Source organism: Flavobacterium araucananum (genome assembly GCF_002222055.1).
Classification (GTDB): Bacteria; Bacteroidota; Bacteroidia; order Flavobacteriales; family Flavobacteriaceae; genus Flavobacterium; species Flavobacterium araucananum.
On record NZ_MUGS01000036.1, the window covers coordinates 19,004 to 34,558 of the forward strand.

The following is a 15,555-nucleotide window of genomic DNA, read 5'->3' on the forward strand; positions in this document are numbered from 1 at the left end:
TCTAAACAAGAAGAAGATGAGTGTTTTTAGGAGCTAATTCCTGCTGTACGCTATATCTTTTATGTCCGCCGCGGCGGACACAAAAGGATGCCGCTCCCATCAGGGCTAGGACAACCGTTTTTACTAAGAAGATTCAATCATAAAAGAAAAAGATCAGTTTTAATCCGCGTCTTTACGAAGTAAATCAGTATCATCAGCGTCCCATTCACCACAACATTTCACAAATCACATATAACCTTTTACAAATAACAACATGAAATACAGAATAGAAAAAGATACAATGGGCGAAGTTCAGGTCCCCGCAGATAAATACTGGGGCGCACAAACAGAGCGTTCCCGAAACAATTTCAAAATAGGACCTTCGGCTTCTATGCCACAAGAAATAATTGAAGGTTTTGCTTATCTTAAAAAAGCTGCTGCTTATGCCAATGCTGACTTAGGGGTTTTGCCAATCGAAAAAAGAGATGCGATTGCAGCAGTTTGCGACGAAATTCTGGCGGGACAATTAAAAGACGAGTTTCCGCTGGTAATCTGGCAAACCGGTTCAGGAACTCAAAGCAATATGAACGTAAATGAAGTTGTTGCCAATCGCGCACAAGTCTTAAAGGGATTTAATATTGGCGAAGGCGAACCTTTTATCAAAGCCAACGACGATGTCAACAAATCACAATCATCTAACGATACCTTCCCTACCGCAATGCACATTGCAGCTTACAAAATAGTAATCGAAACTACTATTCCGGGAGTCGAAAAACTACACGCTACTTTAGCCGCAAAAGCAACCGAATTTGCAAGTGTAGTAAAAATTGGTCGTACCCATCTTATGGATGCAACCCCGCTAACATTAGGACAGGAAATTTCAGGATATGCTGCTCAATTATCTTTTGGCTTAAAAGCACTTAAAAATACTTTAGCCCATTTATCTGAGATCGCTTTGGGCGGAACTGCAGTAGGAACCGGATTGAACACCCCAAAAGGATATGACGTAAAAGTAGCCGGGTATATCGCAAAATTCACCAATCTTCCTTTTGTTACTGCCGAGAATAAATTTGAAGCTCTCGCAGCCCATGATGCCATTGTAGAAACACATGGCGCATTAAAACAATTGGCTGTTTCTCTAAATAAAATAGCAAATGATATTAGAATGTTAGCTTCAGGGCCACGCTCCGGAATTGGAGAAATTCACATTCCTGAAAACGAACCGGGATCTTCTATCATGCCCGGAAAAGTAAACCCTACGCAATGTGAAGCCCTGACAATGGTTTGCGCACAAGTAATAGGAAATGATATGGCAATTACTGTTGGCGGAATGCAGGGACATTATGAGCTTAATGTTTTTAAGCCCGTGATGGCAGCAAACTTCCTGCAATCAGCAAGATTGCTAGGAGATGCTTGTATTTCGTTCGACGAGCATTGTGCTCAGGGAATCGAACCAAATTACAAACGTATCAAAGAATTAGTCGACAATTCGTTGATGTTGGTTACTGCCTTAAATACAAAAATAGGATACTATAAAGCAGCCGAAATTGCGCAAACTGCCCATAAAAACGGAACAACTCTTAAAGACGAAGCCGTTCGCCTGGGCTACGTAACTCCAGAAGACTTTGACGCTTGGGTAAAACCAGAAGAAATGGTTTAGAAAAAGTCGCAGTCCCAGTCGGTGGTAACCATAAAAAAGGCAGTAAACTAAAGTTTGCTGCCTTTTTTATATCAAATCGGTTACTAACAACTTTGACAAAGTTTACCCACTCTCAGAACTGAAAACTGAGACTGAAACTTATTTTATTTCCCATCTACATAATCTTGCAAATAACTAAATCTTGGGGTAAGTTTTCCTTTATCTGTTATTTTAGCGCGTTGCAGAATTCCGTCTTTATCTCCGTTGAAAAAAGCAGGAATAACATGTTCCATAAACTGCTCTCCAAAACCTTCACTGGCGTCTTTTGGAATTTCGCATGGCAAATTATCAACTGCCATTACTACAACTGCTGCCGGATGAAAAACATCTACTTCTTTATCTTCCAGCGGAAAGTATCCATAAATAGGCTCTTCGATTGTCGAAGAACGCAAAGTACAGGCAATTGGCCCATTGACGTCGCAAGAAATATCAGCAACAACTTTTAGCTTGCAATCACTTGCATTCAGCATTTCTCTGGTTAAAATCATTGGAGCCCCACTGGCATAAAAATGTCCTGCAAAATAAATATCTGATACTTTTGTGAACTTTTCAAAATCAGAAACATACGCTTCCGGATGAGATATAAAATCTACAAAATCAATAACCTCTCCGTCAATTCGTTTGTTATATTCTAAAACATCCAGCTGCACATAAACAGGTTGCGAATAGTTTTTGGTCAAATAATTATCTACCGTAATCTCTTTTACCTTAATAGCATCAAGAATCTCTTTGGCACCACTACCAACTTTTCCGGTTCCGGTAAGTACAAATTTTAATGCCGGTAAATTGATCCGTTTCAAATGCATTATTAACGCATCTTTGCCTGCTAGTGTTTCTGCTTTTGGCAATTTAAACAGTTCGAATTTTATTCCAAAAGCACGAATTCCGTTATACACGCCCACCATTCCTGCATATTTTCCAAAACCAATCAAGCGACGATTTTGCTCATCGACAATAGTTTCGTGATCATAAAGATCAATATTTTTTTCTAAAATCGCTTTTAACAATTTCTGATTGTACGGCTGCTTTTTTATCGTATGAGAAAAAAAGAAATACGCTTTATCCGAAATCAGGCTATCTACAGGAACTTCTTTTACTCCAAACAAAACATCACAATCAGAAACGTCATCTGCAACAGTGATTCCCATACTTTTATATTGAACATCAGAAAAAATCCTAATATCTGAGCTTTCTACTTCAATAGTAGCGTCATGATACGTTTGTTTCAGTTTTGTAAGTTCGCTTGGTGAAAATACAACACGTCTGTCCGGTGGATTTTTTCTTTCTTTTATAATTCCAAATTTCATTTATATCAGATTAAAATAATTATTAATATAACTTTTTGAATTCAATTTGTTTCAAATATAACAAATTTAGTTAAAGTTTTGTTGTTAAAATAGAATTTAGAATGTTTAAAAACCGTTATAAGCTGAATAGCAAAGAACTAATTAAACAAAATCTTAAAATTTTGTTAAAATAATGATTTTAAATAACCCAAAAGGGTCAAACATAAATATTGAATTCTATATATTTGTTTTTAAAGAATGATGAAAATGAGTTTCCTTAAAAAGACAAATATAGCACAAATAGTTTTCCTAACTTTAGTTTTAGGATCCTGTGGCAAAGATAAAAACACAATAAAAAAAGAAGAGGTAACGATCGAAGACACCTTGCCTAAAATGCAACCTTTAGGTCCTGAAAAACGAATATCGCAAGCTTACATAAATTCAGTAACCGGACGAATAAATCATTTTTATTATAAAAACTGGCCCAACAATTCGATGAATGGCGGATTTTTGGTTGCGAGAAATGGTCAGGTCATCTATGAAAAATACAATGGTTTTGCCAACAAAAACGAAGGCACAACAATAACCGCAACTACACCACTACATATTGCATCTGTAAGTAAGGTTTTGACCGCAACGGCAGTTTTGAAATTAGTAAATGCCGGTAAACTTGATTTAGATCAAAAAGTAAATACCATCTTAAAAACTTTTCCTTACCCGGATTGTACAGTAAGAATGTTGTTAAGCCACCGCAGCGGTATGCGAAATTATGCCTATTTTACAGATCACGATAAATCAGTTTGGGACAGGCACAACCAGCTAACCAATAAAGATATTTTGAATATTCTGGCGACTAAAGATATTGGCTTAGAATCAAAAACAGGAACACGTTTTAGCTATTGCAATACCAATTATGCAATGTTGGCCCTTATTATCGAAAAGATAACGGGGCTGACATATAAAGAAGCCATGACCCAAATGATTTTTAAACCATTGGGCATGACCAATACGTATGTTTTTGATAATGAAAAAGACAGAAAAACAATTGTTCCTTCGTATAAAGGTAATGGTGTCGAGATAGGTTTTGATTATCTGGATTGTGTTTATGGCGACAAAAACATCTACTCTACTCCTCGTGATTTATTAAAATTTGACAGAGCCAGAAATGCCCCGGGTTTTTTAAAGCCGGCTCTTTTAAAACAAGTTTACACGGGTTACAGCAATGAAAGAAAAGGGACAAAAAATTATGGTCTGGGCATCAGAATGATCAATTGGGAAACTGGTCAGAATTATTACTTTCATAATGGTTGGTGGCATGGTAATACATCATCGTATATTCCGCTTCAAAAAGAAAATGTTACGATTATTGCTTTATCAAACAAAATGACGAGAAACACTTATGCAGTGCGTAAACTGGCTCCAATTTTTGGTGATTATCCTTTTAATTTTAAAGATGAAGAATAATATTATTTTTCTATAAAATTTATTACAAAAGTAACTTCAAATAGTATAAATTTGCAAACTCATTTTTGGGGTCGACTGGTTTTGACAGCAAGTCGAATTGAAAAGTAAGCACGTCGAGCATTGAGACCTTGCTCGTAAATATAAGATCTTACAATTTTACACGGCGAAAATAACTACGCTTTAGCTGCATAATCCGAATTATAGTAAGATTGCGCCAAGTTCCTATCAGATAGGAAAGCTGGATTCTCCTTGAAAGCCTTGGTTTGTGGCGTTCAGTACAGGGGAACCGTAAAAATAAACCTAGATTTCTATGAGCTTCGGGTAGATATCGAAATTAAGAAGATAAGTGTTGAGTGGTTGTTCCTGACCTAGCTTAACATCGAAAACCTAATCAGGAAATAAACGCGTAGAAAGCTCTTTAGTTGCTTGTTTGGACCCGGGTTCGATTCCCGGCGACTCCACAAAAAAGCCTGTAAACTCATTGTTTACAGGCTTTTTTCATTAACAGCTTTTACGCAATTGAACCCCTTACAATAGCGGAAAAATTTCTGACACACAAAAACACAATTAATATGGTCTTCGTTTAAAAAATTACTATTTTTGAATAAACCCACATTAATTTCCTATGATTGATAAATCACAACTCCGAAGTTCTATTTTTAAACATCTCGACGGCTTAGCTGTAGCTCCGGTTGCAATAGCATTAAAAAATAAGGGCATTTTAGAGTTTATTCTAAGTAAAAAACAAATACAATTATCTGAGCTTACCTCTCTTTTTACAGCAAATGAAGGTTATCTCAATGTGGGCTTGAGGGTTTTGGCTTCTCAGGGTTTTCTTGATTATGAAGTCAATAACGGTACGCAAGAAATTACGATATCTGTAAATGAAAAGACAGAAATAGCATTTTCATTGTTTCATCTCTATGAAGATGTGGTTGATTTACTTCATTTTTCAACCCAGTTTCATCCGCGTCTCTTTGAAGATGCACCGTTTGAAAAACTCAATATTATTTTTGAAAAATATAAAAATAAATATGGGGTTGAATCCTGCGAAGATGATCTGACCAATAGTATTCAAGACCAGATTTTAAAACATATAGAAGGTTATTTGATTGGCCCAACTATCGTTCAGCTGGCAATGAGCGGGATGTTTCACAAATATTTTATGGAGACTTCTTTCAAGCCGGAAGAGTTTCATAAATCTCCTGTACAATTTAAAAAAATACTGGATTTCTTTGTACACCTTGGATGGTTCCTCAAGAAAAACGGAAATTATCAATTTACCGATGTAGGTTTATTTTATGCAAAAAGAGCCAGTGCTTATGGTGTTACGGTTTCATATTTACCAACTTTTGCAAAAATTCAAGAACTGATTTTTGGTGATCCGGCTGTTTTAAGAATGATAGCCGATGGTGAAAACGAAATTCATGTTGATCGTGAAATGAATGTTTGGGGAAGCGGTGGTGCTCACGATACTTACTTTAAAGTTGTAGATGAAATCATTGTCAAGCTTTTCAATTTGCCTATTGAGGAACAACCTAAAGGGATCTTGGATATGGGTTGTGGCAATGGCGCATTCCTGCAGCATATTTTTGAAGTAATCGACAGACAAACCTTAAGGGGCAAAATGCTGGACGAGTATCCATTATTTCTGGTTGGCGCAGATTATAATCAAGCGGCTTTGAAAGTAACCAGAGCAAACCTCATCAAGGCAGATATTTGGGCAAAGGTTATTTGGGGAGATATTGGACGACCGGATGTGCTGTCGAATGACTTAAAAGACAATTACAATATCGATCTGAAAGATTTGCTTAATGTGAGGACTTTTTTAGATCACAATCGAATTTGGGAAGAACCAAAACATATTGACAAAGACAGAATCAGTACATCTACCGGTGCATTTGCCTATAGAGGAAAAAGAATCAGTAACAATCTGGTAGAAGATAATCTATTGGAGCATTTACAGAAATGGTCACCATACGTTTCTAAATTTGGTTTGCTTTTGATTGAATTGCATACGGTACATCCAAAACTTACCGCCAATAACCTGGGCAAAACTGCCGCAACAGCTTATGATGCGACTCATGGTTTTTCGGATCAATATATTGTAGAAATTGAGGTCTTTAATAGTATTGCGGCAGAAGCAGGATTATTTCCTGATCCCACAATTTTTAGACGCTTTCCAGATGCCGATATCGCTACAGTAAGCATCAATTTACTAAAAGGTAATTGAATTAAAAAATACATCAAATAAAAAAACCATTCGCCGCAGCGAATGGTTTTAGAATCTACTAAAATAAAAAATATTAAAAAAAATAACCCAACGTTATTTGAAAAACTCTGTTCTTCATATCATTGTTAATGAAATGATTGGCATCTCCTTCTTTGAAAACATTAGAATAAGAAATAGCATATCGTGCATCTGTATAAAATTTATCTTTGAATTGATAACCCAATCCAAAATTTACAGATGTATCAATACCGGTTGAATACTTTTTTAGATCAAAACTTTCCTTATTTTCGTACCCCAAAAAATTATCCTGATATTTATTGTTAGCCTTTAGCAGTATTGCTATTTGTGGTCCCGCCTGCACACTAAATCCTTTTATTACATAATATTTAAGCATTACCGGAATGTTCAGGTAGTGTAATCGGATCGTGCTTTTATAATGCGAATTTGTAACTTCCTGATCCGAAAAGGTAATTTTTGTTCCTTGCTGACTGTACAACAATTCCGGTTGTAGCGAGAAATTTTTTGCCATGGGAATCTCGACCATAACTCCTGCCGTAAACCCTGTTTTGTCTGATGAATTTAATTCGTTTTCATCAATCGTAAGGCTGGAAATATTTAAACCTGCTTTTACGCCTAATTTTACTTTTTGAGTTTGAGCCATAACAGTCACACTTAAAAATAGCGTGCATATAAGTAGCATAGATTTTTTCATAAGTAGATACTATTTGTTTTAAAAATGGTAACTCTCAAAAGGAGAGCTACCCTGTCTTTATCTGTAATTTGATTACTTTTTAATAATTCTGGCTGTATATTTTTTGTCTTGTATGCTACAATCCAAAATATAAACTCCCGGACTTAATGCACTTACATTTATAGTCGATGGAATATTTGTATACGATTTACTCCACACCACTTTACCATCTATAGCATAAATTTTAATTTCTGTAGCTCCTTCTGTTTTATCTGCCAGGAAGACATTTACAATATCAACAGCCGGATTAGGAAATACTCTAAAAGGATTGGTTATTTTACCAAGCAACATCCCTTTTGAATCAAATGGTGCCGAAACAGTACTACATCCGCTATTATTGGTTATCTGAAGTCTATAATTTCCTTCCCAAAATGTAATGATAGATTTTTGAGTTGCATTGGGTATAGGTCTATCGTTTAGAAACCACTGGTACGAAGCTGCCTCGACTGATGCTGTTAATTTTTTATTGCCTGCAACCTGAATTTCGGGAACAATACTGTTTTCAAGAATCGAAACGGTAGTACTAAATGTTTTACCAATGCCGTTTTGATTATAAACTGTTACATAATAATTTCCGCTTTCTGTTGTAACATAGGTCGGCTCTGTTGAGCCATCTAGCCACTCATAGGATTGATAATCTCCGGGAGACAAAACAACCTGGGGACCGCAAGTATCTCCACTTACTAATTCAGATTCGAAAGTATCAAAGGTTGCCGTGATCGTTTCTGTAAGTATACATCCGTTTTTCATTACTACTGTTACCAGATAATCTCCTGCCTTATTTATTTCGATACCATTAGAAACATCTCCGGTATTCCACTTATAGGAAACAACTTCTAATTTTTTGGCACTAAAATTAGTTTCGGCATTTATGTACAGATTTTTGCCTGCATATCCATGAATTACCGGGGTATCAAATATTTTAAAATCTGACGATACTTCCTGGTATACATAGTTTTTTATTTGGTTGTTTTCCGGAATCAGATCATTTTCTAATTTTGCCATAACATTAAAAACATGAGAGTCACCGCTTGTATCGAGTACTGGCTGTTTCCTGAAAATATATTCTATGCTCTCACCAGCAGGAATTTCAACCGGAACAATTTCCGAAATGGTTTCTGCTGTATTGGTATATTCTAAATCTAATTGAATGGTCTTTTGTTTAATTAAAATCTGTCCTTCGTTCGTCAATTTAACTTTGACCTGAGATCCGCCACATACATCTTTTGGTGATAATATTTGTACAGATACATCTAAAATAGGATCCGTAATTACTTTTAAATCATCTAATACCATATACGAATATCCGCCTGCTTTTGCATGTCTAAAACGCAACATCACAGATTTTCCTGCATACTTGCCAAGGTTTATTACTCCTTTTTGCCATTCTTTGTTGATATAACTTTCTTGTGTAGTGACTCTCCATGCTTCTGTCCACTCGCCTCCTGTAGTTTTAAGATCTACAATAAAAGCATTGCTGTAATTACTGTTTAATGCATAATAAAATTCTAAAGCGTTTGCATTTTCAGCTAACTTATACAATGGAGAAATTACTTCTGAATAGACTGCCGAATATTCGAGTTGACTGTAAAGCATGATTGCAGAAGCGTCTCCTGTATGATCTTTTTTAGGAAGAGGTGGGTTTGCATTGTCTGGTGTAACCACTGCTCTCCATGGATAATTTTGATCACTTTGATTGGAAACAAATCCTTTTTCTCCAAATAATGAACCCTGAGGCACATTCGAAAAACTTTCAAGATTTAATTGTGGTGCCTTTGCAAGAACTTTAAACGTTCCTGTCAGACTTTCAGCCAAAGCTTTTGGCTGACCTTCTGCCATTAACTTTATATTAATTTCATAATTTCCTGCTGCCAGCTGCGGGATACCGTCTATATTATAAACACTGGTTTGGTATTGCAATAACTGATTTGTTCTTTCCAATACAATTGGTTCTCCTACCGCTACACCATTTTGGGTAATTTGATATTCGATCGTTACTTTATTAATGGTATTGTAAGATACATTCTTTGCGCTTACAAAAAATTGGTGCATAGGAGCATCTTCATATACATTTTCTGCCACACTCAAATTAGACAACTCCAAATATTCTGTTGTATCTTGAATCTTGATGTTATCTACTGCAAAACCACTAGCAAACAATCCGTTATCATCATGTTGAAATGCTATAAGCACACAGGGGTTTCCTGCATAAGGACTTAAATCTACATGATAATTTATCCAATTACTGATATATGGCATTTTGAATATCGTTTTCCAGGTTTCACCTCCATCTGTACTTACTTTTACATATCCGTCTGAAAGTCTTGCACCATCTCCAAAACCATCAAATGTCAGGCGGGCTTCTTTATAGTTACTTAAATCAAATACAGGAGAGATTAACATATCATTCGAGGAATCGCAATTGCACTTATCATCATTACTTGCCATAAAATGAGTATGATCATCTACAGACCATCCCGGAGAATCTAAATCAGCTCGCAAACCATGTTTCCAGCCGGCGCTATTTTTATTTTCAGTGGTCCTCCATCCTTTATATTTAGTTACCTCTTCAAAATCCATTGTATAAGGCAGTACGGTTACTTTCATATCTTCATTGTTCCAATTATCGGAACCAAATGATAAGGAATTATTTTCTGGTTTAACATCCTTAGCCATATCTAAAGGAAAAACAGAAACTGAGATTGTATTTTTTCCGATGCTTTTTAAATTAATATTTGAAATAGAATAGGTTATCGTATCTCTATATTTAGTAAACAGCAGTGTTGTATTTTCATTTTTTGAAAAAATTTCATTTTTTTCACTATCCAGAATTTTAACCGTAACATTAACCTGCTCACTACTTGTATTGAAGTTGTTAATAATTCTTGTTTTTATTGTTACATTATCATTGTTAATCGTGCAGGTACCTGCATCTGCTTCTGCTGCAATAACTTCTAAGTCATAAGGCGCATCACTAACACGAATATTGTCTATAAAGGCTCCTAAATAGGTTGTACTATTATTATCTGTAACTACACGAAAGCGAATAGCGGCTTTTTTGCCCGCAAGTTCGTTTAAACGCATTGCAATCGGTGGCTTGTCAGAATTATTATTGATTCCGCTAAACCAGGGCCCTGATATTAAATTGTTGTAGTGTTCAGTATTAGGATAATCGATACCCGTAACTTTTTGCCAGTTTTGATTGTCCTCAGAATATTCAACAACTAAGCCGTGATATCCTCTAATAAATAAATAAATCATATCAAACTCAACATACGGAGAGGCAACATTGGTAAAATCAAATATTGGAGATTGTAATGTAAAATCAGCATTTAATGGTAACTTCTCGGATGTACCCAGAGTTACAGTTCCCCATAAATATTTCGAGTTTGTATCTCTAAAAGAATAAGAGGTAGCCTGCCATACAAATTTTTGATTTGTAAGTATTGATTTTGAGTACCAGCCTCCAGGCGTTCCTTCAAAATCCTGATAATAGGGAAATTGAGTTACAACACCATTATAAACAGCGTATATACCACTATTATTGGCTGTTACCGGATCTGGACTATAGGTTACAAAAGCCTCATAGGTGTGCACTCCCACTGCAGATAAATCGACAGTTCCATCAAAAGGAATTGTCATTTCTGAGTTCATTTTAAAAGCGGTACTCAATGTAACATCTTTCCAGACTGTTTCATTTCCGGGAAGTTTATTTAGATATCCTACTTTAAGCTGAGATCCTGCCGGTATATCCTGGCAACCTAAATTATAGATTTTAATCGCCAACGGATAATTTGCTGACAACGCTTCGCCGGAATATTCCGGAAGATTTAATCCTATAAGCTTAATGTCAAAATCTTTTTGTGCAGGGGGATTTAATAAACTTGAAACAAAAGAAACTCCCTCTTTTGTACCAAATTCTGCAATAGGTTTAAAATCAAGTTTTATTTCTACATAGTTTATTGTCGTTGCACTTATTTCATAAGGAAGCTGGTCCTGAACTTTTATAATTGTCTCTTCGCCTACTCCCAGCTCTTTTGTAAATCCAGTAGTACCATCGTTGGTGTACAGAGAAGTATACTTACTACCAAAAGAGGATATCATTAATCTTAATTTGTAGTTTAAGATATCATTTGCTTTTATTACAGAAGATCCGGTATTTTTTATTTTAATATAAAAAGGTTCATCTCCTTTTAAAGGACCACAAATAGTAGCCGCATTTTCTACGGAAACAAGTGATATTTGCTTGTCTGCAAAGGCTGCTCCAATACCAACGGCATACCAGGCATTGGTAACTTGTTTGTATTCTTCAGAGCCTAATCCGTACAGATCTTCTGTCGCCATTAAACTTGCCAGACGCATATCGCTAAAATTTGAGGAAGGAGATAAATACTCGGTAAGTGTTGTGTAGGCAATTTTCTCCGCTTTGGCAATACCAATAGCTTTAACATCATAACTGCTATTCAGATCATTTATGCCCTGACCGCCTTCGCTTAAAAGATAAAACCAATAATTGGTAATTCCGCTGTTAATATGTACACCTCCATTATCGTAATTAGTATTTGATGGATTTGCCCAATTCTTTCCTCCATAAGTATCGGGCTGCCCCTGAGCCTTAGGATTAGACATGTTTCTCATACTACCGTGTTGGTACAATTCGTTACCCAGCATCCAAATATCTTCTTTTTTGTCTATTCCAACATAAAACTCTACAGATACACCAAGCATATCGCTAAAAGATTCGTTTAGAGCACCTGATTCTCCGCGATAGATTAATCCTGCCGAAAATTGTGTCACCGCATGTGTTAGTTCATGTGCTGTAATCCCCAGACCAACATAAGGGGTGTTTTTACCGTCTCCAAACTGTGCCCATCCTCCGGTCCATGAGGCATTTTCTACATTATTGCCTAAATGTGCCAAACCTATAATTTGCATTCCTTTGTTATCGACACTATTTCGGTTAAATTTTTCGGCATAATAGTCTATCGTTTTTTGCATTCCCCAATGAATGTCTATTGCCACTTCATCATTGTTTTTATTATACAGGTCATTCCAGATATTATCCTCATCAATAAAATCCGTGATTACCTCATCTGATGCATTATCTGCATGATTCATATTCAACGTATACATTGGGACCTTGTACTTTCCTTGTATAGCTTCCAGCCTGAAACCATCAGCATATTGTTTGGTGTTAAACGTTACATCTCCGGAATATCTTGACTTACCTTTACCCAGGCTTTGTCCGGCATCACGGTTTAGATCGATAGTCAAAATTATTTTTCCTGAGTTTGCATCGACATAGATGGTCTGACTGGATTGCGGATTGGTTGCAAGAATATCATATTTCCATGCGAGATAATACTCCTTTAGTTCAGACGAAAAGTTAGGCCCTACATAAACCAATTCTCCTTGTGGTTTTGTGCTGATACTTTTATTAATGATAGTACCTAGTTTTTTACTTTCCCAAATGTATTGTTTGGCATTTACAGTTTTTAGTGCATTTTCTAAACCCGTAGCTGCATTTATTTTATAATTGCTGTTTACAGGGAGTTTTTGAGTGGTAAAACCAAAGGCATCAATCTTACTTTTATTTTCTCTAACTTTATAAATTGCTCCTTCGACAGGAACTGCATTATGCAATTGCTGATAAGTCACTAATGTTCTGCCATGACTATCAGAGATTGATTTTAATTGCATTTGATCTGACTTAGCTAAATCAAACTCCCCTTTTTTTACTTCGAATATGTTCTTTGCAGTCAAATTGGATGATTTCGCAAAAGATTTTGACGCGGTTCTAACGGAATCTTGTGCGCTTGTTCTCTCAGGAGTATTGGTCAGTTTTTGTTCTAATAACTTTTGACTTTCCTGTATTTGTTTTTTTATAGATTCATTTTCTTTTTCTGAAAGTGCTGTTCCTTTTATGTTCTCCTCTTCCTGAATAAGGAGAGTATTGGTAGCACTGTTTTTTATAGAATCCGGATCACTTTCTTTTTTAGAAACCTGTTCTTTTACTGTGTCAGAAGCTTCTAAAGCCATTTTTAAGCCGTCCTTTTTTATGTTCTGAAAAGGTGACTGAGCCCTTCCGGAAAAGCAGGCGAAGAAACTTAACAAAATAAACAAATACCTGGTTTTAAAGTAAAGTTGGTTCATTTCTTTTAGTTTTTAATTAATAATATAGTTGTTTGGTTCGTAATCATTTTGCTGCAATGGTTTATAATAAAAGCATACTAACCTTTGAGAATTTCATTTTTTTTGATTCTCAATTGTCCTCCTTTATCACAGCGATATAGTAAATGTAGAATGGGAGTATCTGTAATAGAAAAAAAGGACTATTACAAAAACACTCTCAGAAAGAAAAGTGCCATCAAAAAAACACTCATACAAACACAATTAAAAGAAAATCAAACGATTAACTTATTTAAATATTGGGTTAAAATGTATTGAGATAAGTAGAGAGATTTACTTTTTCGTTGGTCAGATCAAACTTTTTACGAAGTCTTGTTCGGGCATTTTCGATCGATTTGAAAGACTGCCCTGTAATTTGCGAAATTTCTTTTGTGGTTAAGTCCAGATATAATAGCGCACATAATCTGCGGTCTTTTGGGGTAAGTGAGGGATAATCTGTCGTTAATTTATCAAAAAAAGATTTATGAACCTGCTCAAAACTTATTTCGAATTCTTTCCAGATGTCTGTATTCAAATTCTTTCCCAAACGCTTTAAGACTATATCAATAGCGTGTTGCATTTCTTTATTGACAGTTTTTAGTTTGATTTTTTTAAGATCCGTCACGATTTCATTGATATGATCTGTACGATGTATTTCTGACATTGCCTTTGCTATCAGAACCTTATTTTTTGCATCCAGACTTTGCCTGAGTCCTTGCATTTTTGTTTTTAGTTTCTCTTTTTTGAGCTGGTTTTTAATATTCTTATTTCGGTATTTTACCAGTAAAATAATTAAAACCAATATACCTACAACGAGTATTAACCCAATGATATAATAGGTTAAACGTTTCTTTTGTTCAATAACTATTTTAAGTTGGGTTCGAACTTTATGCTCCTGCTCTAGTTTTATTTTTTCCAGATTTACCGCCTTTTCTTCGACTTTTATACTGTCGTTGATTGCATTATATTTCTGAAAATAATACACCGCATTTTTATAATCTGCTTTGGCTACATATACCTGATAAAGCATTTTGTTCAGGTTTAAAACCGAAAGAGTATACTCATTTGCTCTGGAGAGTTCCAATGCCTTTTTTGCATTTGTAATTACGATATTATACTCTTTATCTTTTAATTTATAATCAGAAAAAGACTCATATACAAAGGCTTGTACTAAACTATCAAGTGGTTCTTTTACTAAAGAAAAAGCTTTATTATAGTAATAGTCAGCATTTTTTTTATCCTCTTTTAAGGCATAAGCCCGTGCTAAATTTGTGCAGACATAAACTTTTAAAACATTGTCTTGCAGTTTATTATTTATCAAACGAGCTTTATGATAGTAATATAAAGAGGAGTCTGTATTTTTATTTAAGTAAGTAGTACCTATATTGTTTAAGATTTTTACAAGCTTTACCGGATCATTTTTAGTTTGCTGATACCGATATACTTTTAAGAAATATTCTAATGCTTTTTTTTTGTTTTTTCCTTGTGCATAAATGATCGCAAGATTATTTTCTACTTTAGCTACTTCCGGGATGTTATTGTTATTCTTGTAAATTTCATGGGCTTTTAGATCGTATTGCAAAGCAATGTCTAAAACCTCTTTTGAAGAATACATTTTGCCTGCCGTAACGTAGACATTTGCCAAAGCAAATTCTGATGTGTCTGAATTTTTTGCTTCAACTTCAGCCAATTCGATATATTTTATCGCTCTGTCCCAATCAGAATTTTGAAGCCTTAGCGCAATTTCCCGACACAGGTTTACTTTTTTCTCATGATCGTTAATGCTATTTAAACTATCGATGAGTTCTTTTGTTGAAGTTTGAGAATGAACACTAAAAGAAAGAATAAGAAAGGATACTAAAAATAATCGTGCTATCATATATAAAACTCTAAGAAGAATTTCAAATTTAAGCAAATAAATAAGATTAATATTACATATAAAGTAAAATAACCCATTGGGTGTAATTAATTTTAA

7 protein-coding genes and 1 other RNA gene are annotated in these 15,555 nt (G+C 35.2%); 4 read left to right on the forward strand and 4 right to left on the reverse strand.

Going from position 1 to position 15,555, the window contains the following annotated elements:
* Positions 1 to 253 precede the first annotated feature (253 nt).
* Complete coding sequence (fumC, locus tag B0A64_RS16790) at positions 254 to 1,639, forward strand: class II fumarate hydratase (protein ID WP_089480658.1); 1,386 nt, start codon at positions 254 to 256, stop codon at positions 1,637 to 1,639.
* 143 nt (positions 1,640 to 1,782) lie between these two features.
* Here the strand turns inward: fumC and B0A64_RS16795 are convergent, their stop codons facing one another.
* Positions 1,783 to 2,985: an NAD(P)-dependent oxidoreductase gene (locus tag B0A64_RS16795; RefSeq protein WP_089480659.1), complete on the reverse strand. Its 1,203-nt coding sequence runs from the start codon at positions 2,983 to 2,985 to the stop codon at positions 1,783 to 1,785.
* Positions 2,986 to 3,225: 240 nt separating this feature from the next.
* Here B0A64_RS16795 and B0A64_RS16800 point away from each other — a divergent pair, with 240 nt between their 5' ends.
* The 3 genes from B0A64_RS16800 to B0A64_RS16810 all read left to right on the forward strand — a co-directional run bounded on the left by B0A64_RS16800 (position 3,226) and on the right by B0A64_RS16810 (position 6,661).
* Positions 3,226 to 4,428, forward strand: a complete 1,203-nt coding sequence (locus tag B0A64_RS16800) for a serine hydrolase domain-containing protein (protein ID WP_089480660.1) — start codon at positions 3,226 to 3,228, stop codon at positions 4,426 to 4,428.
* Between the two features lie 67 nt (positions 4,429 to 4,495).
* Positions 4,496 to 4,892, forward strand: a transfer-messenger RNA (tmRNA) gene (gene ssrA, locus B0A64_RS16805).
* 161 nt (positions 4,893 to 5,053) lie between these two features.
* The gene (locus tag B0A64_RS16810; protein WP_089480661.1) at positions 5,054 to 6,661 is read left to right on the forward strand and encodes a class I SAM-dependent methyltransferase; all 1,608 of its coding nucleotides are present in this window, start codon (positions 5,054 to 5,056) and stop codon (positions 6,659 to 6,661) included.
* Positions 6,662 to 6,734: 73 nt separating this feature from the next.
* Here the strand turns inward: B0A64_RS16810 and B0A64_RS16815 are convergent, their stop codons facing one another.
* From B0A64_RS16815 to B0A64_RS16825, 3 genes are all read right to left on the reverse strand, one after another.
* A complete protein-coding gene (locus B0A64_RS16815; protein WP_089480662.1) occupies positions 6,735 to 7,373 on the reverse strand; it encodes a porin family protein in 639 nt (212 codons plus the stop codon).
* 72 nt (positions 7,374 to 7,445) lie between these two features.
* A complete protein-coding gene (locus tag B0A64_RS16820) occupies positions 7,446 to 13,565 on the reverse strand; it encodes a M4 family metallopeptidase (RefSeq protein WP_089480663.1) in 6,120 nt (2,039 codons plus the stop codon).
* Between the two features lie 280 nt (positions 13,566 to 13,845).
* A complete protein-coding gene (locus B0A64_RS16825; RefSeq protein ID WP_089480664.1) occupies positions 13,846 to 15,459 on the reverse strand; it encodes a hypothetical protein in 1,614 nt (537 codons plus the stop codon).
* Between the last annotated feature and the right edge of the window lie 96 nt (positions 15,460 to 15,555).

What these genes read in the sequence shown, in the direction of transcription:
- fumC (WP_089480658.1), top strand. Translation starts at nt 254, where the DNA reads ATGAAATACAGAATAGAAAAAGATACAATGGGCGAAGTTCAGGTCCCC.
- B0A64_RS16795 (WP_089480659.1), bottom strand. Translation starts at nt 2,985, where the DNA reads ATGAAATTTGGAATTATAAAAGAAAGAAAAAATCCACCGGACAGACGT.
- B0A64_RS16800 (WP_089480660.1), top strand. Translation starts at nt 3,226, where the DNA reads ATGAAAATGAGTTTCCTTAAAAAGACAAATATAGCACAAATAGTTTTC.
- B0A64_RS16810 (WP_089480661.1), top strand. Translation starts at nt 5,054, where the DNA reads ATGATTGATAAATCACAACTCCGAAGTTCTATTTTTAAACATCTCGAC.
- B0A64_RS16815 (WP_089480662.1), bottom strand. Translation starts at nt 7,373, where the DNA reads ATGAAAAAATCTATGCTACTTATATGCACGCTATTTTTAAGTGTGACT.
- B0A64_RS16820 (WP_089480663.1), bottom strand. Translation starts at nt 13,565, where the DNA reads ATGAACCAACTTTACTTTAAAACCAGGTATTTGTTTATTTTGTTAAGT.
- B0A64_RS16825 (WP_089480664.1), bottom strand. Translation starts at nt 15,459, where the DNA reads ATGATAGCACGATTATTTTTAGTATCCTTTCTTATTCTTTCTTTTAGT.